Annotated in this window: 15 protein-coding genes and 1 pseudogene; 12 read left to right on the top strand and 4 right to left on the bottom strand. The window is 58.6% G+C overall.

What is annotated here, in order from left to right; translation table 11 throughout:
• Position 1 precedes the first annotated feature (1 nt).
• Positions 2-550: pseudogene (locus tag AB3226_RS29660) on the top strand (group II intron maturase-specific domain-containing protein); the annotation flags it as partial.
• A gap of 450 nt (positions 551-1,000) precedes the next feature.
• Here the strand turns inward: AB3226_RS29660 and AB3226_RS29655 are convergent.
• Complete coding sequence (locus tag AB3226_RS29655; RefSeq protein WP_367375702.1) at positions 1,001-2,269, bottom strand: tyrosine-type recombinase/integrase; 1,269 nt, start codon at positions 2,267-2,269, stop codon at positions 1,001-1,003.
• 152 nt (positions 2,270-2,421) lie between these two features.
• Entirely contained in the window at positions 2,422-3,336 is a 915-nt protein-coding gene (locus AB3226_RS29650) for a LysR family transcriptional regulator (RefSeq protein WP_367375701.1), read from the bottom strand.
• 268 nt (positions 3,337-3,604) lie between these two features.
• Between AB3226_RS29650 and AB3226_RS29645 the strand changes: the two genes are divergently transcribed.
• From AB3226_RS29645 to pgm, 4 genes are all read left to right on the top strand, one after another.
• Positions 3,605-4,627 carry a zinc-dependent alcohol dehydrogenase family protein gene (locus AB3226_RS29645; protein ID WP_367375700.1) on the top strand — a complete coding sequence of 341 codons (1,023 nt, stop codon included), beginning with the start codon at positions 3,605-3,607 and terminating at the stop codon, positions 4,625-4,627.
• Between the two features lie 565 nt (positions 4,628-5,192).
• Entirely contained in the window at positions 5,193-6,683 is a 1,491-nt protein-coding gene (locus tag AB3226_RS29640; protein WP_367375699.1) for a hypothetical protein, read from the top strand.
• 67 nt (positions 6,684-6,750) lie between these two features.
• Complete coding sequence (locus AB3226_RS29635) at positions 6,751-8,151, top strand: PLP-dependent aminotransferase family protein (protein ID WP_367375698.1); 1,401 nt, start codon at positions 6,751-6,753, stop codon at positions 8,149-8,151.
• A 110-nt stretch (positions 8,152-8,261) separates the two neighbouring features.
• Complete coding sequence (gene pgm, locus AB3226_RS29630; protein ID WP_367375697.1) at positions 8,262-9,908, top strand: phosphoglucomutase (alpha-D-glucose-1,6-bisphosphate-dependent); 1,647 nt, start codon at positions 8,262-8,264, stop codon at positions 9,906-9,908.
• A gap of 173 nt (positions 9,909-10,081) precedes the next feature.
• On the opposite strand, the gene AB3226_RS29625 is transcribed toward pgm, so the two are convergent.
• On the bottom strand, positions 10,082-10,777 hold the full coding sequence (locus tag AB3226_RS29625; RefSeq protein ID WP_367375696.1) for a pirin family protein: 696 nt from the start codon (positions 10,775-10,777) through the stop codon (positions 10,082-10,084).
• 278 nt (positions 10,778-11,055) lie between these two features.
• On the opposite strand from AB3226_RS29625, the gene AB3226_RS29620 reads away from it, so the two are divergent.
• The 3 genes from AB3226_RS29620 (at position 11,056) to AB3226_RS29610 (ending at position 16,373) form a co-directional block, all read left to right on the top strand.
• Entirely contained in the window at positions 11,056-13,530 is a 2,475-nt protein-coding gene (locus tag AB3226_RS29620) for a UvrD-helicase domain-containing protein (RefSeq protein ID WP_367375695.1), read from the top strand.
• 285 nt (positions 13,531-13,815) lie between these two features.
• A complete protein-coding gene (locus AB3226_RS29615; protein ID WP_367375694.1) occupies positions 13,816-15,195 on the top strand; it encodes a pyridoxal-phosphate dependent enzyme in 1,380 nt (459 codons plus the stop codon).
• A complete protein-coding gene (locus AB3226_RS29610) occupies positions 15,192-16,373 on the top strand; it encodes a cystathionine gamma-synthase (protein ID WP_367375693.1) in 1,182 nt (393 codons plus the stop codon). Before AB3226_RS29615 ends, AB3226_RS29610 begins: the two co-directional genes overlap by 4 nt.
• A gap of 247 nt (positions 16,374-16,620) precedes the next feature.
• Here the strand turns inward: AB3226_RS29610 and AB3226_RS29605 are convergent, their stop codons facing one another.
• Positions 16,621-16,896 (bottom strand): DUF1652 domain-containing protein, encoded by a 276-nt coding sequence (locus tag AB3226_RS29605; protein ID WP_367375692.1) that lies wholly within the window; start codon positions 16,894-16,896, stop codon positions 16,621-16,623.
• An 814-nt stretch (positions 16,897-17,710) separates the two neighbouring features.
• Here AB3226_RS29605 and AB3226_RS29600 point away from each other — a divergent pair.
• From AB3226_RS29600 to AB3226_RS29585, 4 genes are all read left to right on the top strand, one after another.
• The gene (locus tag AB3226_RS29600) at positions 17,711-19,168 is read left to right on the top strand and encodes a serralysin family metalloprotease (RefSeq protein ID WP_367375691.1); all 1,458 of its coding nucleotides are present in this window, start codon (positions 17,711-17,713) and stop codon (positions 19,166-19,168) included.
• Between the two features lie 75 nt (positions 19,169-19,243).
• Positions 19,244-19,666, top strand: coding sequence for an AprI/Inh family metalloprotease inhibitor (locus AB3226_RS29595; RefSeq protein WP_367375690.1), 423 nt, complete (start codon positions 19,244-19,246; stop codon positions 19,664-19,666).
• Positions 19,667-19,877: 211 nt separating this feature from the next.
• Positions 19,878-21,665, top strand: a complete 1,788-nt coding sequence (locus tag AB3226_RS29590; RefSeq protein ID WP_367375689.1) for a type I secretion system permease/ATPase — start codon at positions 19,878-19,880, stop codon at positions 21,663-21,665.
• Positions 21,662-23,011 (top strand): HlyD family type I secretion periplasmic adaptor subunit, encoded by a 1,350-nt coding sequence (locus AB3226_RS29585; RefSeq protein WP_367375688.1) that lies wholly within the window; start codon positions 21,662-21,664, stop codon positions 23,009-23,011. Before AB3226_RS29590 ends, AB3226_RS29585 begins: the two co-directional genes overlap by 4 nt.

Raw genomic sequence — 23,011 nt, 5'->3', positions numbered from 1 at the left:
TGTTCGCAGTCATAAGGCGGGGCAACGGGTGATGGCCTTGCTGAAGCGTCTGTATGAAAAGCTGCACTTGAGCGTCAACGAGAGCAAGAGTGCGGTGGCGAGCGCGTTTGGCCGCAAGTTTCTGGGATACGCTTTCTGGGCATCTCCACAAGGCCTCAAAAGAACAGTAGCAGTCAAAGCGCGCAAGCAGTTCAAGCACCGGATACGCGAACTCACCCGTCGCTCAGGCGGTCGCAGCCTGCGACAAGTTGTCGAGAACCTACGCCCTTATCTTTTAGGCTGGAAAACTTACTTTGGGTTGTCACAAACGCCGAAAATCTGGCGAGAGCTGGACGAGTGGATGCGACACCGATTACGAGCGATCCAGCTTAAACAATGGAGGCGCGGTCCGACGATTTACCGCGAGCTGAGAGCGCTGGGAGCCAGCAGCCAATCGGCACGGAAAGTGGCGGCCAACTCATATAGTTGGTGGCGTAACAGCCGCTTTGAGCTCAATCGAGTGCTGGATGTGGCGTGGTTCGACAGGCTGGGTCTGGTGCGACTCTCATAACCTCAATCTCTTGAACCGCCCGGTACGGACTCGCATGCCGGGTGGTGTGGCAGGGGAGCGGCCTATGAAGGCCGCCCCCTATGCCGATTGCGTAATATGTTGGGCTTGTTGGGACGAGATCAAAATCATTACTCTCGCCCCGGATCTCCTTCAACCTCTATGTCTTCATCGCCACTGCAGGAGTGCAGCGCCGATTTAACATCCGAAAATTGGCCGCTGGTCGAAAATCAATACTTCATCCCGGGTGTGGGCTGAAGTGTGGGCTGGCAGGTTTTTCCAAAAGCCAGAAACGACAAAGCCCTGAAAAATCGGGGCTTTGTCGGTACAAATATGGCGGAGGCGATGAACTCCGCCAAGCTTTTATTTAAACGCCCTATCAAACATTCCTCCACTCGGAGTGTTTAATCGGTAAGGAGGACTCTGGTGGGCGAATGAGCGCCCCCCAAGTGCTTAATCTGTCGCTTCTCGCGCCGCGTTTTGCCGCAATTGGTCCAAGTAGTTGGCCCATTGCTGAGCCGCCTCCCGGCGTTGGACGAGCAGTTGCGCGCGCGCATACACAGCACCCAGCGCGCCTGGCATGCGGTGTGACAACGACAGCTCTAGCACAATTGGATCGATGCCCAAGTGCTCATGGGCAATGGTCCGGTAGGTGGCGCGAAAGCCGTGGGCAGTGATGTCGTACTCCGGCCAGATACGCTGAAAGGACTTGAGCATGGAGGTCGGGTTGATGGGGCGACCCGGATAGACCGGCGAGACGAACACCCAGCCGTTGCCTTCTGCATCCACCACCCGGGTTTTACGTAGCTCGCGCAACAGGACCAAGGCTTGCTCCGGCAACGGCACGATGTGCTTGCTCTTGTCCAGGTGCTTGGTCTTGCTCACCACATAACGCCAATCTGCGCCAACCAGATCAACGTCTTCCCAGCGCATCTGCACCAATTCGCCAGGGCGGACCGGCAGCATGACCAGCAGGCGCATCGCGGTGGCAACGCTGCCGAAGCTGCAGTCATCCAGGCGTAGCAGAAACTTGCCCAGATCGGCCGGCCTTTCAATCGCCGGGTTGCTGGTCACGACATGGCGGATCTTCAGTTCCTCAATGTTGCTCAGCGCCACGTTGCGCTCCACCCAGCCCCGCCCCTCGGCAAATCCCAGGATGGCACGGATGATGGTGCGCACACGCCGGGCCATGGCCATTGTGCGCTGGCGGCGCAGTTCGGTGAGGATCGTGGTGATGTGTTCCAGCTTGATCTCGCTAACGGGCTTGCTGGCAATGGCAGGCAAGATGTGGTTGTTCAGCGCTCCGCGAAACCCCGCGATGGATTTGGTCACCAGCTCGGCGGACTTGAATGTCAGCCATTGCTCGGCCACGTACGCGAAGGTGCGCTCTTCGTTGAGCAGCTGTGTCTCGATCTTGGCGGTCTTGGCTTTGAGCGGGGCGATGTGGTTGGCCACGTCGCGGCGTGCGCCGCGGGCAATGTCGCGCGCCTCCTTCAGCCCGATGTCGGGGTACGCACCGATCGAAAAACGGTTCTCCTTGCCGTGCAGCCGATACTTTAAGCGCCAGGACTTGGAAGGGGGTTTTCCAAGCTTGCTCGACGCCCTCACCTCCAAGTAGAGACCAGGGACTTCGCCGTCGGCGTGTTTGCCGGGTTCGGTCAGCGAGCGGATGAAGGCATCGCTGAGTTTTCGTCTGAAAACAGGGGCGTTATCTGGGGGCATCGGTGGGGGCACCGTTTTTTAAAAGTCGAAACTTGCCCCCAATTATGCCCCCATAAGTTCTGGAATCCAGTGGATTTAGACAGGCGGTAATGGACTAATTTTCCTATAACAACTTGTTATTAAAGGTTTTTTTGGAATTCAGTGGAATTTCATTACAGGCTATCGGGGTCCCCGAAGAACATCTGAATCCGCGACCTTAACCAACGCTCACCGGGATCATTATCCTGCGACCCGCGCCAAGTCATATGCAACTCAAAACTGCGCACCGGCAACGGCGGATCTTCAGCCCGCACACCGCCAGCCGCCGTCAACGCTTCAGCCGTGTAATCAGGCACGGTCGCAACAATATCGGTGCCACTGATGAGTGTACTGAGTCCATTGAACTGCGGCACAGCCAGCACCACATGCCGTTTGCGCCCCAGTTTCTCGAGTTCCTCATCTATAAAGCCGCTCAGGTCGCCCGCGAATGAAACCAACGCGTGGGGGCGGGCGCAGAAGTCATCCAGACTCAATGGCCCCGGCACCGTGTCGGCTCGTAACAGTTTCGGCATGCTGCGACGCAGAACTTTGCGCTTGGCGTTGGCCGGCAGGTCGGCGGTGTAGCTGACGCCGATGGATATCTCGCCCGAGGCCAGCAGGCTCGGCATCAGGATGTAGTTGGCCCGACGCACCACCAGCACGATCCCCGGCGATTCCGCGCGCAGCCGCTTGAGCAGCATCGGCAGTAGCGCGAACTCGACATCATCCGACAAGCCAATGCGGAACACCGCGGTGCTGGTTGCGGGGTCGAATTCCGCAGCACGACTGACCGCGGTCGAAATCGAATCCAGGGCCGGCGAGAGCAGGGCGAAAATTTCCACAGCCCGGGCGGAAGGCTCCATGCTGCGGCCGGTGCGCACGAACAGCGGGTCATCGAACAACCCGCGCAGGCGCGAGAGTGCCGCACTGATGGCCGGTTGGCCGAGGAACAATTTTTCCGCAGCGCGGGTCACGCTGCGTTCGTGCATCAGTGTTTCGAAAACGATCAACAGGTTCAGGTCGACACGACGCAGGTCATTACGATTCATCTGGAGTCCTGGCAGATTCAGCAAACTTGACGTGAGCGACCATATGAGAACAATGGCCGGCATGAATCTTACGGGCAAAGGCTGGTACTCTGCACAGGGTAATTCAGTTTTTTCTGAAAGGCTGCTTCGGTTTTTACGGCATTGGGTGATGTCGCCGTCGCTGCGGAATCAATGACAGGCATGTCGACTATTAATAGCCACTGATGGTCTTGGGTAGAAAGCCCAGATAGAGTTCAGGGCATTAGAGGTTTCTTTGACGAGGTTTGCGATGTCCCGCACGATCCGTTTTCACAAGTTTGGTCCAGCCGAGGTGCTCAAATGCGAAGAGCATGCGGCAGCCCTGCCTGCGCCGGGCGAAGTGCAGGTGCGCGTCGAAGCGATTGGCATCAGCTGGTACGACATTCTCTGGCGCCAGAACCTGGCTTCATCCCATGCTCGTCTGCCTTCTGGCCTCGGTCATGAAATGGCCGGCGTGGTCACGATGGTCGGCGAAGGCGTCGATGACCTGGTCGTTGGTGACAAGGTCGCCAGCTTTCCGGCCGAAAGCCCCAACGACTACCCGGTCTACGGCGAACAGATCGTTCTGCCGCGCTCGGCGCTGACCCGCTACCCGGATGTACTCAGCCCGATCGAAGCCAGCGTGCACTACACGCCGCTATTGATCGCTTATTTTGCCTACGCCGACCTGGCGCGAGTCAAACCCGGGCAATTTGCCCTGGTGACCGACGCCAGCCACTGCGCCGGCCCGTCGTTCGTGCAACTGGGCAAAGCCCTCGGTGTGCGAGTGATTGCCGCGACCAAAACCGCGGATGAGCGTGAGTACCTACTGTCCCTCGGCGCCGAGAAGGTCATCGTTACCGAGGAAGAAGATCTGCTCATGCGGATCAACAAAATTACCGACAATCGCGGTGTGGATGTGGTGTTCGATGGTCTTGGCGGGCCGCAGATGTCGCTGCTCGGCGATGTGCTCGCACCTCGCGGCAGCCTGGTGCTTTATGGCTTGCAAGGGGGTAACCAGACGCCATTCCCCGCCTGTGCGGCGTTCCAGAAGAACATTCAGTTCTTCGTGCACTGCATCGGTAACTTCACCGGCAAGCCGGAACTGGGCATCGTCCAGGATCAGGCTGCACTGCAACGTGCCCTGCGCGACATCAATCAGTTGACCGCGGATCGTGTGCTGCTGCCGCTCAAGACTCGGGTCTTCCCGTTTTCCGAGTTTGTCGAAGCCCACCGCTATATGGACGAATGCCCATGCCGCGAACGGGTCGCCCTTCTGGTCGAGCCTGCGTAAGTACTTCCTCTGCAAGAGTCCGTGAGAGCACGGACTCTTCTGCTGGCAGTCACTCCCAAATGAGACGTCCATCGATCTGTCGATGGGCCGGTTCAGCAACTGAACTGGTTTTTGCTCTCAATCTGTATCTTCTAATCGTTATATAAGCCCTGATAATTGAATGATTACTTTCATCTCAAGGAAAGAGTCATGGCCGAGTATCAGGCTGAAGCTCCTCAATGCGCGCTGGCAATATATGCTCAACAAATAATGCAGTGCTGCTCAGTTGTCTTACATTTATCGGCAACTTCTTTCTTTATTTCCTGTGCTAAGTGTCTGTGGGACGCTGTCGGAAATTTCCTAGGAAATCGCGTGGGAGCGCAAGGCGCCCACTCTGCCGGGCGTTGCGGCGATCTTGATCTCCTTGGGGTGCCCGAGAGAGTCAATTATTTCAAATAATTACACAGTGCTTAAGTGCTAGCATTTGAACAACAACCCCGGCACTCCATTCATGACAGATAACCTGTTGCGCACTACACCTTGTTGTTTGCGTGGCACTGAACTTATGAGTTACAGGTAAATAATGATGACCGCTACCCATGATCAGGCAATGAACTATGTTTATCAGCAAATGTTGCAGCGTTTGCTGGGTTTTTTCTCTCGCGCCGAGCGCACGGCATTGCAATTGCTGATTCAGCGCCTGGTGATGTCCGCAGGAGGTTTGGAGCGTATTGGCGATTACAAAGTGCTGGCGATCCAGGCCGGGTCTCGCGACAGCTGCTACACCCTGGCGCTACTGCGCGCCGCGCAACTGAGTATCGCCAGCAGGGCTCCGGCGACGTTTCAATTGAGAGTGGCGACCTTGCGCTTGAACGGTACTGCGTCGACTGCCCTGGAAAATATTCATCGCAGCTGCTGTGCGTTGTTTCTCTACGACGATCCCCGGGTCGAAGTGTTGATGGTCGATAATCGTGAAGTCCTGCCGTTCAACCATCTGGCGCCGATTTCGGACGCCGGTCGTGAGTCGAATCGGCTCAATCTGCTGATGGTCGGGCACCGCCGTGCCTGGGACGGGCCGCTTGATCTGTGGGATGACGGCTACCTGGCGACCGGCGAGTTTTACGGACAAATCGCCCGCTGGGACAAGGGGGTTGATGCATTGATCAGTAGTGATACGCCCCGTCGGCAGAAACAGTTTCTCGAGGGATTGAATCGTGCGGCGGCCAAAGCTGGGCTCAAGGCTCCGGACCATCATGAAACGGGCTACGAGTGTCTGTTCGCGCGACTCGATGAACTGGGCAGCGATTGCTACCGCGAGTTTTATCCTGAATCTTCCCAGGCTGCATGGCGTCCCTCCGATCGTTTTGAAGCCTGTCGCCGCACGACCTTCATTGATATTCACGACATGTTGGTCAGTAATCTGGAAGATCGCTGGCCACTGCTCACCGATTTCCTCGGGTTCCAACCTGACGAGTTGTCGGCTCAGCTCAGTGATAACGACTACGTCAGTCTTTCGATATCCGCGCATCTTCGTGGCTTGCAAGCGTGCTTTGTACACGGTGGCACCTACGAGAGGGGGCTCGGCGAATACCTGCAGCGGGCGCTGGTGATGATGCGTCGTAAACACGTTCCAGAGCGCTTTTGCGAACAGGCAATGGAGACTTTCGGCAACCCGATGACAATGACCGACCAGCGCGCATTGGCGGCCGCCCAAGCACAAAAGAACCTCGGTTTGAGCGAGGCTCAACTGGTGTGTCTGCTGTTCGCCCCTTTTGCCGATAATGGTGCGGCGCTTGAGCATTTTCTTCGTCAATGCCATCCCGGCATGCTCGTCGCGTTGCCGGACTTGCACCGGGCAATGCAGGGCGGTCCTGCACCCGAGCAGGTTCTGCAGTGGATGGTCGATGTCAGCGGGTTGCCCGTGAGTCTGATCGGTACGCTTTACCGCATGGGTCCGGTGGTTCGGGATGAGGGCAGGGGGCTTGGCATGGAAAGCGGCGACGTGGGCGTGCAAGCTGAAACCATGGAACCCGATAGTGGAGCGATCGTGGCTGGCGAATGGTCGACGGGCCGGTGAAAATGCCAGGTTTGACGGATTCAGCAAGGATGCGTCACGACGTTCGTAGCCTGTTCGGCCGTTACCCATGAAAGGACCACGGGATACCGATTTTGCGTACCAGGCGGTCTACCGTTACCTGACTAACCTGATCAATGAGCCGGGCAGTGACGTGCAAGTGCGCCTGCCTTCATTGCGACAGTTGGCGCACCGCCTGAGCGTGTCGATTTCGACCATTCAGTACGCCTACTCGCTGTTGGAGAAGGAAGGGCGCGTCTTTTCGGTGGCCAAGTCCGGTTATTACGCACTACCCGTGTCCTCAATCGGCATACCCGGCAGTGGCAAGGACCTGCTCGAAACGGTTTATGTCAATGCCAGACGTCCCGGCATGCTGGTGCTGAGCGCCGATGAACCGGCGTTACTGCAACCCCTGGATAGCCCGTTACTGTTGTTGGAGAGAGAACTGCTGCGTCAGTACCCGCGCCAGCCACAACCGTCTTCGCAACCCTGTGGCGAACTGGAACTGCGCACAGCTCTCGCGGCGCGTTACACCACTTCGCCGACCCGTTGCTGGCATGCCGATGATGTTTATATCGGCGCCGACCTGCGGGGAGTCCTGGAAATCTTGATCGCCGTGCTTGGTCTCAAAGATGCTGTGGTGGTGGTCGAATCGCCGTGCGACTGGGTGATTCTGCGTCTGTTTCAAGACGCGGACGTGCAGGTGATCGAGCTGCCGTTGCAAGCCGATGGGGGGCTGGATCAGGAGCGGTTGAAGGAACTGCTTGAGACCGGGCAGGTGCGACTGGTGATGCTTTCGTCGGGGTTGAACATGCCCCGCGGCAGTGTGGCGCCTGATAGCAACAGGCAATCCACCGCACGGTTGCTGGAACGACATGGCAGTTGGGTGCTGGAAAACGATTGCTATAGCGAGCTTGAATTCGAGCCGAACGGCCTGCGGTTTCGCGATCTGCTGGATCCGGATCGGCTGATTGTGTTTTCCACATTCGAGAAATTCATCGGGTCGGAGGCGCCCTTCGGCTATCTGATGTCGCGACAACTGCGTGCGAAATTGCAGCGGCACTTTCTGCTGCGCGCGTTTCGCTTGTCGCTGATTCGTCAGAAAGCCATTGCGCGGCTGTATAGCAACGGACGCATCGATCAACACCTGCTGGTGTTGCGTCGACTGCTCAAGGAACGCATGGTGCAGATGACTCAGTTGCTTGAAGAGCGCTTGCCCGATGCGCTGCACTTCGTTGAGCCCCAAGGCGGGGCGACGATCTGGATCCGCTCGTTGCGCCAAGTCGATGTGCATCGAGTGTTCGAGCGTTTGCTCAAGCAGCATGTGGTGATCGCGCCGGGAGAATTGTTCAGCCTGCAGGGCCTGCACGGGCAGCATTTGCGCCTGAGTCACACCTTCGGTGGTCATCATGACCTCGCCGACGCACTGGGGCTTTTGGGGGATGCCTTGCGTCTGGAATCGCTCGACTGAGTCGAGGTGCAAATGCTCCCCGGAACCTGACAATCGATAACATCGCGCCAAAGGCAAACTGTCAGTAAACTGCGTTCTATTCCCGAACCACTCTCTCTCAGAGGTTTTGCATGACACTCAGTCCTTTTGCGGGCAAACCGGCACCGGCAGAACTGTTGGTCGACATCCCGCGACTGGTAACGGCCTATTACACCGGCCAGCCCGATGCAGCCATTTCTACCCAGCGTGTCGCCTTCGGCACGTCCGGACACCGAGGTAGCTCGTTCGACCTGAGTTTCAACGAATGGCACGTTCTGGCCATCAGCCAGGCGATTTGCCTGTACCGCGAAGCCCAGGGCATCGACGGTCCGCTGTTCGTCGGGATCGACACCCACGCGCTGTCCACGCCGGCCGGTGCCAGCGCCCTGGAAGTCCTGGCGGCAAACGGCGTGACGGTGATGATCGCCGAAGGCGACGAGTACACGCCGACGCCGGCCATTTCCCACGCGATTCTTTGCTACAACCGTGGGCGCACCTCGGGCTTGGCGGACGGCATCGTCATCACGCCGTCTCACAACCCGCCACAAAGCGGTGGCTACAAGTACAACCCTACCAACGGTGGCCCGGCCGATACCCACATCACCAAGTGGATCGAAGCCAAGGCCAACGAGCTGCTGGCGGCCAAACTCGCCGGGGTCAAACGCATCAGCTACGAGCAGGCGCTGAAGGCCAGCACCACTCATCGTCACGATTACCTCAACACCTATGTCGCCGACCTGATCAACGTGATCGACTTCGACGCCATTCGCGATGCGAAGCTGCGTCTGGGTGTCGATCCGCTGGGCGGAGCAGGGGTGCGCTACTGGTCGGCGATCGCCGAGCACTACCGCCTGGACCTGGAGGTGGTGAATAAAGAAGTTGATGCGACGTTCCGTTTCATGACCGTCGACTGGGACGGGCAGATCCGCATGGACCCATCGTCCAGCCACGCCATGCAAGGCTTGATCGGTCTGAAAGAGCGTTTCGACGTGGCTTTTGCTTGTGACCCGGATCACGACCGCCATGGCATCGTGACCCCGTCCGGCGGTTTGCTGGCACCCAACAACTACCTCGCGGTGTCGATCGATTACCTGTTCCAGAACCGTCCACAGTGGCGCGCCGATGCGGCCGTGGGCAAGACCGTGGTCAGCAGTGGCTTGATCGATCGCGTTGCCAAGCGTCTGGGGCGTCGCCTGTACGAAGTGCCGGTCGGTTTCAAATGGTTTGCCGACGGTCTGTTCGACGGTTCCCTCGGTTTTGGCGGTGAAGAAAGTGCTGGCGCGTCGTTCCTGCGCAAGGACGGCAGTGTCTGGTGCACCGACAAGGACGGCCTGATTCCAGCATTGCTGGCCGCCGAAATGACTGCTCGCACGGGCCGTGACCCTGGCCAGGCCTATCGCGCGCTGACCGATGAACTGGGCGAACCGTTCTCGGTACGGGTCGACGCCAAGGCGAACCCTGAGCAGAAAGCGTTGCTGAGCAAATTGTCGCCGGACCAGGTCACCTCGACTCAGTTGGCGGGTGAAACGATCCAGAGCATCCTCAGCCATGCACCGGGCAACGACCAGGCCATTGGCGGTCTGAAAGTCATGACCGAGAACGGCTGGTTCGCGGCGCGTCCGTCGGGAACTGAAGATATCTACAAGATCTATGCGGAAAGTTTTGTCAGCGATGATCACCTCAAGCAGTTGGTGGCGGAAGCTCAGACACTTGTGGATGGCGCGATTTCTGCGAAGTGATTGAGGGCCCCATCGCGGGCAAGCCCGCTCCCACAAGGATTGCGCTAAACCTGTGGGAGCGGCGGTGCGACGATTCGACTTGCCCGCGATGGCGTCAGTACAGTCACTAACATTTAAGAAAAAAGGGGCGACCATTAACGGTCGCCCCTTTTTTTGTCACTGCATTTACCCCATCAAGCCACATCCACCAACACAATCTCACTGTCCTCAATCGCGGTCACGCGCAACACCTGCTCATCGGCAATCGCAACACCGTCTCGAGCTTGTGCACGCAAGCCATTGACTTCAATGACCCCAGTGGCTGGAACCAGATAAGCACGACGGCCGGTGTCCAGGTGATACTCCGCAGATTCACCGGCCTTCAGATTTGCCGCCACCAGACGCGCATCGGCGCGAATATGCAGGCTTTGATCGTCGCCGGCCTTGCCGCTGGCCAGCGTCACGAAACCTTCGCGCTCTCCTTTAGGGAATGGCTTGGCACCCCACGACGGTGCCGAACCGGCTTCGTTGGGGATGATCCAGATCTGAAAGATCCGGGTCTCGGTTGCTTCCAGGTTGTACTCACTGTGAGCGATCCCGGTGCCAGCGCTCATGACCTGCACATCACCCGCTTCGGTGCGTCCCTTGTTGCCGAGGTTGTCCTGGTGGGTAATCGCGCCTTCACGAACGTAGGTGATGATTTCCATGTCGCGGTGCGGGTGTTGCGGGAACCCGGTACCGGGCGCAATCACGTCATCGTTCCACACCCGCAGGTTGCCCCAGTTCATGCGTTTGGGGTCGTGGTACTCGGCGAACGAAAAGTGGTGATGGGCATCCAACCAGCCATGGTGTGCGCCGCCCAGCGAGTTGAAAGGTCTGAGTTCAAGCATGATCGTCTCCTGAAAAGGTTCGTCATGGGGCAGAACGCCTGAGCCACAAACGAGAACCGTGGTTGATGGCGAGCATCATCTATCAGGCAATCATCGATAAAAAGCGTAAAAAATGCCTCAATACAATCGAATTGGTTGATATCAAATTACCTCGAAATATTCTCATACAGCCTTCAATTCATCGCATAAGCCAATGACCTGTAAGCATTTCACTAGAACTCAACGGCAAATGCAGACACCATAGCCCTCAACAGCCTCACACCCTGGAGTCCGTCAGCGTGCCGCAACACACCCCCGATCTTCCCCCCGAACTTCGTCCCTTGGCCGAGATGCCTTTGTTCAAGCGCCTGGCTGCCCGGTTCTTTGGCCACGGCCTTACCCGTCTGCGCGCGCAACACCGTGCCTCTTGGCTACACGGCCAAGCCGACGGTTTTCGCAGCGGCCACAGCGCCGGTGTGGAATACGGCTATAAGGAAGGCAAGCTCGAGGGGCTTGAGGAAGGTCGGCAGGTTCTGTTGATTCGCGACTCGCGCTCAACCGAGCATCGACCGCCCAACGTCGATGACAATCTGTTCGACGATTGGCGTCTGCCACTGAGTGCCGAGCTGAAGAAGCGCATGAAGGCCGACGTGGCGCGGCTGCTGCCCGCGCATGCCCAACCGAGCGTCGCCCAATGGAAGATGATTTTCAGCGACACACCGTCGACCTCGGTGATCGCCGGGGCGGGCGCGGGCAAGTCGACTACCCTGGTGCTGCGAATTCTGCTGCTCAGCCATTATCTGGGGTTTGAGCTGAGCTCGATGACCGTGGTGACCTTCACCCGTGAATCGCGCAAGGACTTCATCAATAAGCTGATCGAGCTGTTTGCAGTCTGGGGCCGGGGAATCAGTCTTAAAGAAGCGCGCGATCTGGTGCGCACTTTCCATTCACGCATCCTGCCGATGGTTCGCAGTCTGCCGGGTTTCGAGCGGCTGCAAGCCTTCGAAAACCTCAGTCACCGCGTGCAAAGCGGCGACGAGGAGGTCGACAGCAACCCCTTTGACCTGCGCATCAACGACGCCCAGCGCCAGCAACTCAACGCCTGCTATCACAGCCTGCACACCCGCGATGAGCGTTTTCGCGAGTTGATCAAGCCTTTGTCTCGTCATGCCTTGCAGCTCAAGGAGCTGGAGCGTGATCACCCGGACGTGCAGAAACGCATGGCGGTGACTGAACTCGCCGCCAAGCGCGATGAAGAACTGTGCGACACCATCGAAGACTTGTGGTTTCGCGCCGGTGCCTGGCCGATCAAGGGCATCGAACCGAATCGTCAGACCTTCGACATCAACGGTTCGATCTTTCATTGCCACGGCTATATTCCGACGCTGGACGCTTGGGTGGTGCTGGGTTTTGATCCCCGGGAAAATCCCCAGGTCAGCCGTCCGAATGCCAAACTTTCAGTGCGCGCAGAGTGGGCTGTAAAACGCACTCTGTTTCAAGCTTTCTGCCGTAAGCCTTTGATATGGCTAGATAGTTATGAATCTTCAAAGCGTGTTTTGGCCTCTCTTGCCGGAGACGCCAGCGCCGGGCCGGGCTTCGATTACAAGGTCAAGGGCGAGCTCGGCTCGGCTCCGTTGCTGGACTGTTTTGTCGCGGCGGCCGGGTTTATTGAAAACCTCGGCCTGGATGTGCCGAAAGCCGTGGGCCAGATGAGTTTCGCCAAGGATGACCCGGACCGGTTCTTCTTCGAAGCCTTGAGTCTGTTCTGGCGAGCGCTGGAAGATCATCTGCTGGATCAATCGCCACCGGTGATGACTTACAACCGGATGTTCGCTTTGTTCAGCGAACATTCGCCGGAAAACCTCAAGCTGCTGAGCGATGAGCTGCTCAGGCCAATGTCGCACTTGATGATTGACGAGTTTCAGGACGTGTCGCCGCAGATCGTTTCGTGGGTTCGCGCCAGTCTGACGGAGATCCGCAGTCGCGGACCGGCCATGCATGTGGGGCGCGGCGCGCAGCGTTCCTCATTGCTGTGTGTCGGTGATGACTGGCAGTCCATCTATGGCTGGCGCGGCAGTTCGCCGACTTACTTCATGGAGTTCAACAAGGAATTCCCGTCGCCGAGCACGACCAAAGTGATGCTCAGCGACAATTACCGCAGCCATCAGCACATCATCGACGCGGCGGAGCATATCGTCCGCGCGGCACCGGCGATCGCTGGCAAGAAGGCCAAGGCCAGCGGTGAACCCAAGGCGCTGCTGCCGGTGAATGTGCTCGATCGGGATGACCAGGGCATGGCTAAGCGCCTGATCGAGCACTATAGAAAGGGCGACTCAATCTTGATGCTTTATCGAAAAAGCAGCGATAAGTCATTGATAGAAGAGCATATTCAGTCTGTAGTTAATGTGGATTCTAGCTTGCCGTACGACGCTCGGCGGCTCAAACAACTGACCTATCACAGCGCCAAAGGCCTGCAGGCGGATGCGGTGTTTCTGCTGGGCGATTGCCAGCACCTGACCAGTTCCCCCTTCAAGAACCAGGTCTATCGCATGGCCGGACTCGGCAAGGCTGGTGACAGTGAAGCTTACGACAGCGCACAGAAAGACGAGATCCTGCGACTGGCCTACGTGGGCATCACCCGGGCAGTGAACCATTGCTATTGGTATGTCGATGGCCAGGATACCTCGGCTGCGAACATGCCCAAGGCCTCCGACCGGATCGGCAAGGGCAAGGCGTTCTTTGCGGATCATCGTCTGGGAAAAGTGCCGGCCTGATCCTTCAGAGAGTATTGAGTCGAAAAAAACCTGTGGCGAGGGAGCTTGCTCGCGCTTGAGTGCGCAGCACTCCCAAAAGTTTGGGGCCGCTACGCAGCCCAGCGCGAGCAAGCTCGCTCGCCACAAAGGTAGGCATGGCGAAGGGGTACCGACTGGCTGCGAAAAGTTGCGGGGGACGCAATCCCGGCCTAAGGTCCAAAGCGAGGCTTTGCTTGCGACTCGCGCGCAATGATTCGCCGCAGGTCGCTGTCCATCCAATGCGGATACATGCAGCGAGGTGACGACATGCCGAACGACTCCCGTCCCGCCGTGCTCGAACTGATCGGTAATACGCCGCTGGTGCGTGTCAGCCGCTTCGATACCGGCCCGTGCACGCTGTTTCTCAAACTCGAATCGCAGAACCCTGGTGGCTCGATCAAGGATCGCATCGGTCTGGCAATGATCGACGCCGCCGAGCGCGATGGTCGCCTGCGCCCCGGTGGCACCATCGTCGAAGCCACCGCCGGCAACACCGGTTTGGGCCTGGCCCTGGTCGGCCGAGCCAAGGGTTACCGGGTGGTGTTGGTGGTGCCGGACAAGATGTCGACCGAGAAGGTCCTGCACCTCAAGGCGATGGGCGCCGAAGTGCACATCACTCGCTCCGATGTTGGCAAGGGCCATCCCGATTATTACCAGGACGTCGCTGCGCGGTTGGCGCAGGAAATTCCCGACGCCTTCTTCGCCGATCAATTCAACAACCCGGCCAACCCACTGGCCCACGAGTGCAGTACCGCGCCGGAGATCTGGGCGCAGACTCAGCATGATGTCGATGCCATCGTGGTCGGCGTCGGTTCGGCCGGCACGCTGACCGGGCTGACCCGTTTCTTTCAACGCGTACAACCGAATCTGGAAATGGTGCTGGCCGATCCGGTCGGCTCGGTGATGGCTGAATACAGCCGCAGCGGCACCCTTGGCACGCCCGGTTCCTGGGCGGTGGAGGGCATTGGCGAAGACTTCATTCCGTCGATCGCCGATCTGTCCAGCGTGCGTAAGGCCTATTCGATCAGCGACGAGGAAAGCTTCGATCATGCCCGCCAACTGCTGCGCGCCGAAGGCATTCTCGGCGGCTCTTCGACCGGTACATTGCTGGCGGCGGCATTGCGTTACTGCCGCGAACAAACCGAGCCGAAGCGGGTGGTCAGTTTCGTCTGTGACACCGGCACCCGCTACCTGTCGAAGGTCTACAACGACCAGTGGATGAACGATCAGGGCCTGCTTGCGCGCAAGCGCTACGGTGATTTGCGTGACCTGATCGCGCGGCGTTTCGAAGATGGCCGGGTGGTCAGCGTGGGGCCGGACGACACGCTGCTCACCGCGTTCCAGCGCATGCGCCTGGCGGATGTGTCGCAACTGCCGGTGCTGGTGAACGGGCAGCGACTGGTCGGCGTGATCGACGAGTCCGATATCCTGCTTGGCGTGCACGAAGACGCGTCACACTTCCGTATGCCGGTGAGCAGTGCGATGACTGACAAGCTGGAAATCCTGCCGCCCGGCGCCAGTCTGGCCGAACTGGAGGCGAAGCTCGACCGTGGATTGGTGGCGATGATCGCCGACGACGACTCGGGTTTCCATGGGCTGATTACCCGCGTCGATATGCTCAATTATCTGCGGAGATCCCTTGCATGAGTCAGCACGATGAAACCGCCAAGCCACGAGCCTTCACCACCCGTGTGATCCATGCCGGACAGACGCCGGATCCTTCCACCGGGGCGCTGATGCCGCCGATTTACGCCAACTCCACTTATGCGCAGCAGAGCCCCGGTGTGCACAAGGGCTTCGACTATGGGCGCTCGCACAACCCGACGCGTTTTGCGTTGGAGCGTTGCGTGGCGGACCTCGAGGGCGGTACCCGGGCCTTCGCCTTCGCTTCCGGGCTGGCGGCGATAGCCAATGTGCTCGAACTGCTCGATGCCGGTGCGCACATTGTTTCCGGCAATGACTTGTATGGCGGCACATTTCGTCTGTTCGACAAGGTGCGTCAGCGCAGTGCCGGGCATCGCTTCAGTTTTGTCGATCTGACTGACTTGGCGGCCTTCGAGGCGTCGCTACAGGACGACACGCGGATGGTCTGGGTCGAGACGCCGAGCAATCCTTTGCTCAGCCTTACCGATCTCACCGCCGTCGCGCGCACCTGTCGCGAGCGAGGCATCATTTGTGTGGCCGACAACACGTTTGCCAGCCCGTGGATACAGCGTCCGCTGGAGTTGGGCTTCGATATCGTGCTGCACTCAACGACCAAGTACCTGAACGGTCACTCCGACGTGATCGGCGGCATCGCGGTGGTCGGGCAGAACGCTGAACTGGCCGAGCGCCTGGGTTTCCTGCAGAACGCGGTGGGGGCTATCGCCGGGCCGTTCGATGCTTTTCTCACATTGCGCGGGGTGAAGACATTGGCGCTGCGCATGGAGCGCCACTGCAGTAACGCGCTGGAGCTGGCGCAATGGCTGGAACGTCAGCCTCAGGTGGCGCGCGTTTACTATCCAGGCCTGCCATCGCATCCGCAGCACGAACTGGCGCGGCGGCAGATGCGTGGATTCGGCGGGATGATTTCCCTCGACCTGAGTTGTGATTTGGCCGGCGCCAAGCGTTTCCTCGAGAGTGTGCGGATCTTCGCCCTGGCCGAGAGCCTGGGCGGGGTGGAAAGCCTGATCGAGCACCCGGCGATCATGACCCATGCCAGCATCCCGGCAGAAACCCGCGCGCAGCTCGGCATTGGCGATGCGTTGGTGCGTTTGTCAGTGGGGGTCGAGGATGTCGAAGACTTGCGCGCCGATCTGGCACAGGCCCTGATGAAGGTCGGTTAAACACTATCCATGTGGGGGCGGGCTTGTGTGGCGAGGGGGACTTGCCTGTGGCGAGGGGGCTTGCCCCCGTTGGGCCGCGCAGCGGCCCCAAAAAAAACACCGCGATCCTCCAGGTAAAAGCGCATCAACCGGTTTTGCGACTGCTTCGCAGCCGAACGGGGCGATGCGGCGTTCCGACAAGCCCCCTCGCCACAGGCAAGCCCTATAGCCACAGGCCGCTCCCACAGGTTTTGTGGCACGCCGGCCGTCAGGCATAACTTTTGAGGGCCTGCGGTGGAATGAACGCCGCCAGCTCATCTTCCACAGCTTCGATGATTCGTTCTACATCCGCCGCATTCATGACCGTTGCGCAAGGAATGCCGGCAATGGCAATCATGGTCTCGCCACTGGCGCGGTCGAACAGCCGGGCAACCATACTGCCCGGTGCATCCATGGTCGCTTCGAAACCCATGGGATGAAAATGCCAGCGCATCAGCTGGCAGGCATTGGGAAAAGTGACTTTGCTAAAAGACCTTTCATTCATGTGTTGCCCACCTTCATCATCGAGCGCTTCCTTTAGCTCATGTTAGGAGGGAAGAGCCTTCAATGGCTCAACCGGTGACTGTCTTTAAAAGTAGCATCCAGATGTGAAAATCATGTGGATTTTTTCAGTCCGTTTAGCGATTGGTTCATTTTTTTTTGACGCAGATCACGAGACACCACTTTTTGTGGCGAAAGGCCAATATTACCGGGGTATTCCACGGAGTCATTGAAGCCCCGAGCCTGAACCTCACTAGCTCGGTTTTTTCTCGTCGAGTCCTTTATTCACGCCGATGATGATGGTCCGTTGCAAACCCAGGTCACGGACGAGACGGTCATGCGTTTCCACCGGCGGCTGGAAAAACCGGGATCCGGGTCCCGGAAACTGCTGCTACAAACATCTAGCGCCTGCAGACCTGTCGCCGCAGCCGAAGGCTGCATTCGGCTGCGCAGCAGTCACAACAATACCCATCCAATAAAAGTAAAGTTGATAGCAATACACTGGCACTTATATTAAGAATCCCTGAAAAATGAGAACTCATCTACAGAAAACAACTTATCTATATTTAATATTTAGATAGCACATTGTCAGACAATCCGGCTAAAACCTTCAACTACAAACTATATTTCGACAGCATGCGTACTGTTTGCTGGAGTTCGCGGGAGCCACTCAATTTGACGTCAAAAAAAATGTAGACGTTTGATTTCGAATTGTGTCAGTTTTTATACGCCTTCATTGGGCGAGTGATAGGACGATCTCGCCAGAGATTGTCGTATCGGACAAAAACTGTTCCATTGCTAAACAAGGAAGTGTGTTTATGTCGAAAGTAAAAGACAACGCTATTGATCTTGCCGAACAAGGCTTTGCGCCATTGCAAGCGCTGGCTGCTCCCAGTTCCGCCTACAACCAGATCGATAGTTTCAGCCATCAGTATGATCGGGGTGGCAATCTCACGGTCAATGGCAAACCCTCCTTCTCCGTCGACGAGGCTGCTACCCAGCTGCTGCGCGACGGCGCTGCCTACCAGGACAAGGACGGCAGCGGCAAAATCGAACTCACCTACACGTTCCTGACCTCGGCTTCGTCGAGCACCATGAACAAGCACGGCATCACCGGGTTCAGTCAGTTCAGCGCGCAACAGAAAGCCCAAGCCGCGCTCGCCATGCAATCCTGGGCCGACGTGGCCAATGTCACCTTCACCGAGAAGTCCTCAGGTGGTGACGGTCACATGACCTTCGGTAACTACAGCGGCGGTCAGGACGGCGCGGCGGCATTCGCCTACCTGCCTGGCACGGGTGCAGGTTATGACGGTACTTCGTGGTATCTGACAGGCAGTGGCTATAACGTCAACAAGACGCCGGACCTGAACAATTACGGTCGTCAGACCCTGACCCACGAAATCGGTCACACCCTGGGCCTGGCTCATCCTGGCGACTACAACGCCGGTGAAGGCGCACCGACCTACAACGACGCGACCTACGGGGAAGACACCCGCGGCTACAGCGTCATGAGCTACTGGAGTGAAAGCAATACCGATCAGAATTTCAGCAAGAGTGGTGTGGAAGCCTACGCATCCGGCCCGCTGATGGACGATATCGCCGCCATCCAGAAACTCTACGGTGCCAACACCACCACCCGTACCGGTGACACCACCTACGGCTTCAACTCCAACGCCGGTCGCGATTTCCTGAGCGCGTCTTCGTCGTCGGACAAAGTCGTGTTCTCGGTCTGGGATGCGGGCGGCAAGGACACCCTGGACTTCTCCGGTTTTACCCAAAACCAGAAGATCAACCTCAATGAGGCCTCGTTCTCAGACGTTGGCGGCATGGTGGGTAACGTGTCCATTGCCAAGGGCGTCACCGTCGAGAACGCGATTGGCGGTTCGGGTAGCGACCTGCTGATCGGTAACGGCGTGGCCAACGAACTGAAGGGCGGTGCCGGCAACGACATCCTCTTCGGCGCGGGCGGTGCGGACAAACTGTGGGGCGGTTCGGGTTCTGACACCTTTGTGTTCGCGGCCAGCAGCGACTCCAAGCCAGGTGCCGTCGACCAGATCCTCGATTTTGTCAGTGGCCTGGACAAGATCGACCTGACCGGCATCACCAACGGCGCGGGCCTGCACTTCGTGAACTCGTTCACCGGTGCGGCAGGCGATGCAGTGTTGACCACTTCGGGCGGCAACAGCCTGTTGTCGGTGGACTTCTCCGGGCACGGCGTGGCTGACTTCCTGGTCAGCACCGTTGGCCAGGCGGCGTTCTCGGACATCGCGGCCTGATTCAAGGCAAAAGGAGGGTGGCGTTTGATACGCCGCTCTCTGTCCCTTGAGCGACGATCCAGAGTAAAACGCCCTATGATCCAGAACGTTTTTACCTACAAAGCAACCGCGTGGCTGTTGGCGACGCTGATGATGTTTCTTGGAGATGTAGCCATGGCTCGCAGTCTTAAATTAGCCGATCCGTCGGAACTCGCCGGGAAATGGCAGGCCACCTTGAGCTCCGCGCAAGACTCGCCCGAGTCCCAGGCGCTGCAGGACAAACCGTCGAATGTCTGTTCGATCGAGCTCAAATTGAACCAGACCCTGGGTGAGGGTGCCGACTGCCTCGGCGCCTGGCTGAACGAGTCGGCGATCGGCTGGTTCCCGGTGCCGGATGGCATTGCCGTGACCGGTAAAGAAGGCTCAAGAATTGTGTTCTTCAGCCGACAGCATGAGGGGCTTTATAAAAGTACCTTGAAGTCGGGGCTGATTATCACGCTCACGCGCGCAGCGCAATAAGCGAAAAGCGTCGGACCGATAGCAGGTGCTGAATATAAAGACCGTTATTGCAGTTATAAGCAGCAGATCAATAACCGGGACTCTTTAAAGTCCATAAATAGTTGTTATTAGTCTGCCAGCGATAACCGGCAAAAGAATGTCTCGGCCATGTGCGGACAGTTAATTGGAACCTCGCCAAGTAAGGCGAGGATTAATACCTCAGGAAAAACCAATGAAGATGGCGAAGAGCCCGGCCACCGCACCGTTATTCAAGGCACTGGGTGACTATAAAAACATCCTGGTCAGCGTCGGGTGTTTTACCGCACTGATTAATGTGCTGATGTTGGTCCCGTCGATTTATATGCTTCAGGTCTATGACCGGGTACTGTCTTCGCAAAACGAAACCACATTGGCGATGTTGTCGTTGATGGTGGTCGGGTTTTTCGCCTTCATCGGTCTGCTGGAGATCGTGCGCAGCTTCATCGTTATCCGTATCGGCAGCCAACTGGAGCGCCGTTTCAACCTGCGGGTGTATCAAGCCGCTTTCGAGCGCAACCTGTTCAAGGGCGAGGGCAACGCCGGGCAATCCCTGGGCGACCTGACCCATATTCGCCAATTCGTCACCGGCCCGGCGCTGTTTGCCTTCTTCGATGCACCGTGGTTTCCGGTCTATTTGTTTGTGATTTTTCTGTTCAACGTCTGGCTCGGCGTATTGGCCACCGCAGGCGCGGTACTGCTGATCGGGCTGGCTTGCCTCAACGAGGCAATGACCAAAAAGCCCTTGGGCGAAGCCGCGGGGTTTTCCCAGAAATCCAGCCAACTGGCCACCAGTCACCTGCATAACGCTGAAACCATTCAGGCCATGGGCATGCTCGGTGTCTTGCGCAAGCGCTGGTTCCAGGTGCACTCGCGTTTTCTCGGCTTGCAGAATCAGGCCAGCGACACCGGCGCGGTCATCAGTTCCCTGAGCAAAACCCTGCGCCTGTGCCTGCAGTCTCTGGTGCTGGGGCTTGGCGCATTGCTGGTGATCGAGGGTGACATGACCGCCGGGATGATGATCGCAGGTTCCATCCTGATGGGCCGGGTACTGAGCCCCATCGATCAGTTGATCGCGGTGTGGAAACAGTGGAGCGGTGCCAAACTCGCTTACCGCCGTCTCGACGCCTTGCTGCAAGCCTACCCGCCAGCTGATGAGGCCATGGCGCTGCCGGCGCCGAAAGGTCAGATCACGTTCGAACAAGTCAGCGCCGGCCCGCCAGGGCAACGGGCAGCGACGTTGCACATGGTCAATTTCAACTTGGGCGCCGGGGAAGTGCTGGGCGTGCTCGGGGCTTCCGGCTCCGGTAAATCGACCCTGGCCCGGGTGCTGGTCGGTGTCTGGCCGACGCTCGGCGGCACGGTACGCCTCGACGGCGCGGACATTCATCGCTGGAACCGCGACGACCTCGGCCCTTACATCGGTTATCTACCCCAGGACATCGAATTGTTCAGCGGCAGCATCGCCGAAAACATCGCCCGATTCCGTGAGGCAGATCCGCAAAAAGTCGTCGAAGCCGCGCAACAGGCCGGCGTTCATGAACTGATCCTGCGCATGCCGCAGGGCTACGACACGGTGCTTGGCGAAGACGGCAGCGGTTTGTCCGGTGGCCAGAAGCAGCGTGTGGCCCTGGCTCGCGCGTTGTACGGCAATCCGAGTCTGGTGGTGCTGGATGAGCCGAACTCCAACCTCGACACCGTCGGCGAAGCCGCGCTGGCCGGCGCCATCGCGCACATGAAAGCCCGGGGCACCAGCGTGATTCTGGTCACCCATCGCTCTTCGGCCCTGGCCCAGGCCGACAAGTTGCTGGTGCTCAACGAAGGTCGCTTGCAGGCCTTCGGCCCAAGCCAGGAAGTGATCAAGGCGCTTGCCGGTAATCAGTCAGGCGCTCAGGAGCAACAACGTGAAAAACCTGCACAAGCACCGGGCGGGCTCAGCATGAGCCGACAGTATCAGCCCACGACAAGGAATTCGGGTGTATGAGCAGCACACGCATGAACGACGACAGCGAAGCGACGATGGAACACGACTACATCGCCCAACGCCCTGAGCGCGACGCGCGTTTCTTCGCCCGAATGGGCTGGATTCTGGCGATTGTCGGTGCCGGCAGTTTCTTCACGTGGGCCAGTCTCGCGCCGCTCGATCAAGGCATTCCGGTGCAAGGGACTGTGGTGGTCTCGGGCAAGCGCAAAGCCGTGCAATCGATGAGCAGCGGTGTGGTCAGCCAGATTCTGGTGCGCGAAGGCCAAGTGGTGAAGCAGGGCCAGCCGCTGTTCCGCCTCGACCAGACCCAGGTCGCGGCCGACGTGCAATCGCTGCAAGCGCAATACCGCATGGCGTGGGCCAGTCTGGCACGCTGGCAGAGTGAACGGGACAATCTCAAGCAGGTGAATTTCCCCGCCGTGCTGAGCAACGATCCTGACCCGCGTCTGGCCCTGGTGCTTGAAGGCCAACGGCAATTGTTCAGCAGCCGTCGCGAAGCCTTTTCCCGTGAGCAAGCCGCCCTGCGCGCGAACATCGAAGGCGCCAGCGCGCAACTGGCCGGCATGCGTCGCGCGCGCACCGACCTGACGGCCCAGGCCAGTTCCCTGCAACAACAGTTGAGCAATCTTCAGCCCTTGGCGGACAACGGCTACATCCCGCGCAACCGCTTGATGGATTACCAGCGTCAGTTGTCGCAAGTGCAGCAACAGTTGGCAGAGAACACCGGCGAAAGCGGCCGGGTGGAGCAGGGCATCCTTGAATCCCGCCTGAAACTGCAACAGCACAGCGAGGAATATCAGAAGGAAGTCCGTAGCCAACTGGCCGACGCGCAGCTCAAAAGTGTGACCCTGGAAGAGCAATTGACCTCCGCCGGCTTCGACCTGCAACACAGCGAAATCATCGCCACCGCCGACGGCATCGCCGTCAACCTTGGGGTTCACACCGAAGGCGCCGTGGTGCGTCAGGGCGACACCCTGCTGGAGATCGTCCCGCAAGGCACCCGCCTGGAAGTGGAAGGGCACCTGCCGATCAACCTGATCGACAAAGTTGGCACGCACTTGCCGGTGGACATTCTGTTCACTGCGTTCAACCAGAGCCGTACCCCGCGAGTCCCCGGTGAAGTCAGCCTGATCTCCGCCGACCAGATGGTCGATGAGAAAACCGGTGTGCCGTACTACGTGCTGCGCAGCAGCGTCAGTGACCAGGCTATGGAGAAACTCAACGGTCTGGTGATCAAGCCCGGCATGCCGGCAGAAATGTTCGTGCGTACCGGTGAACGTTCACTCCTCAACTATCTGTTCAAACCGCTGCTCGACCGGGCAGGCTCCGCGTTGACCGAGGAATAA

The organism is Pseudomonas lini (genome assembly GCF_964063345.1).
Classification (GTDB): Bacteria; Pseudomonadota; Gammaproteobacteria; order Pseudomonadales; family Pseudomonadaceae; genus Aquipseudomonas; species Aquipseudomonas lini_B.
This window is presented reverse-complemented; position numbering and strand designations above follow the sequence as displayed.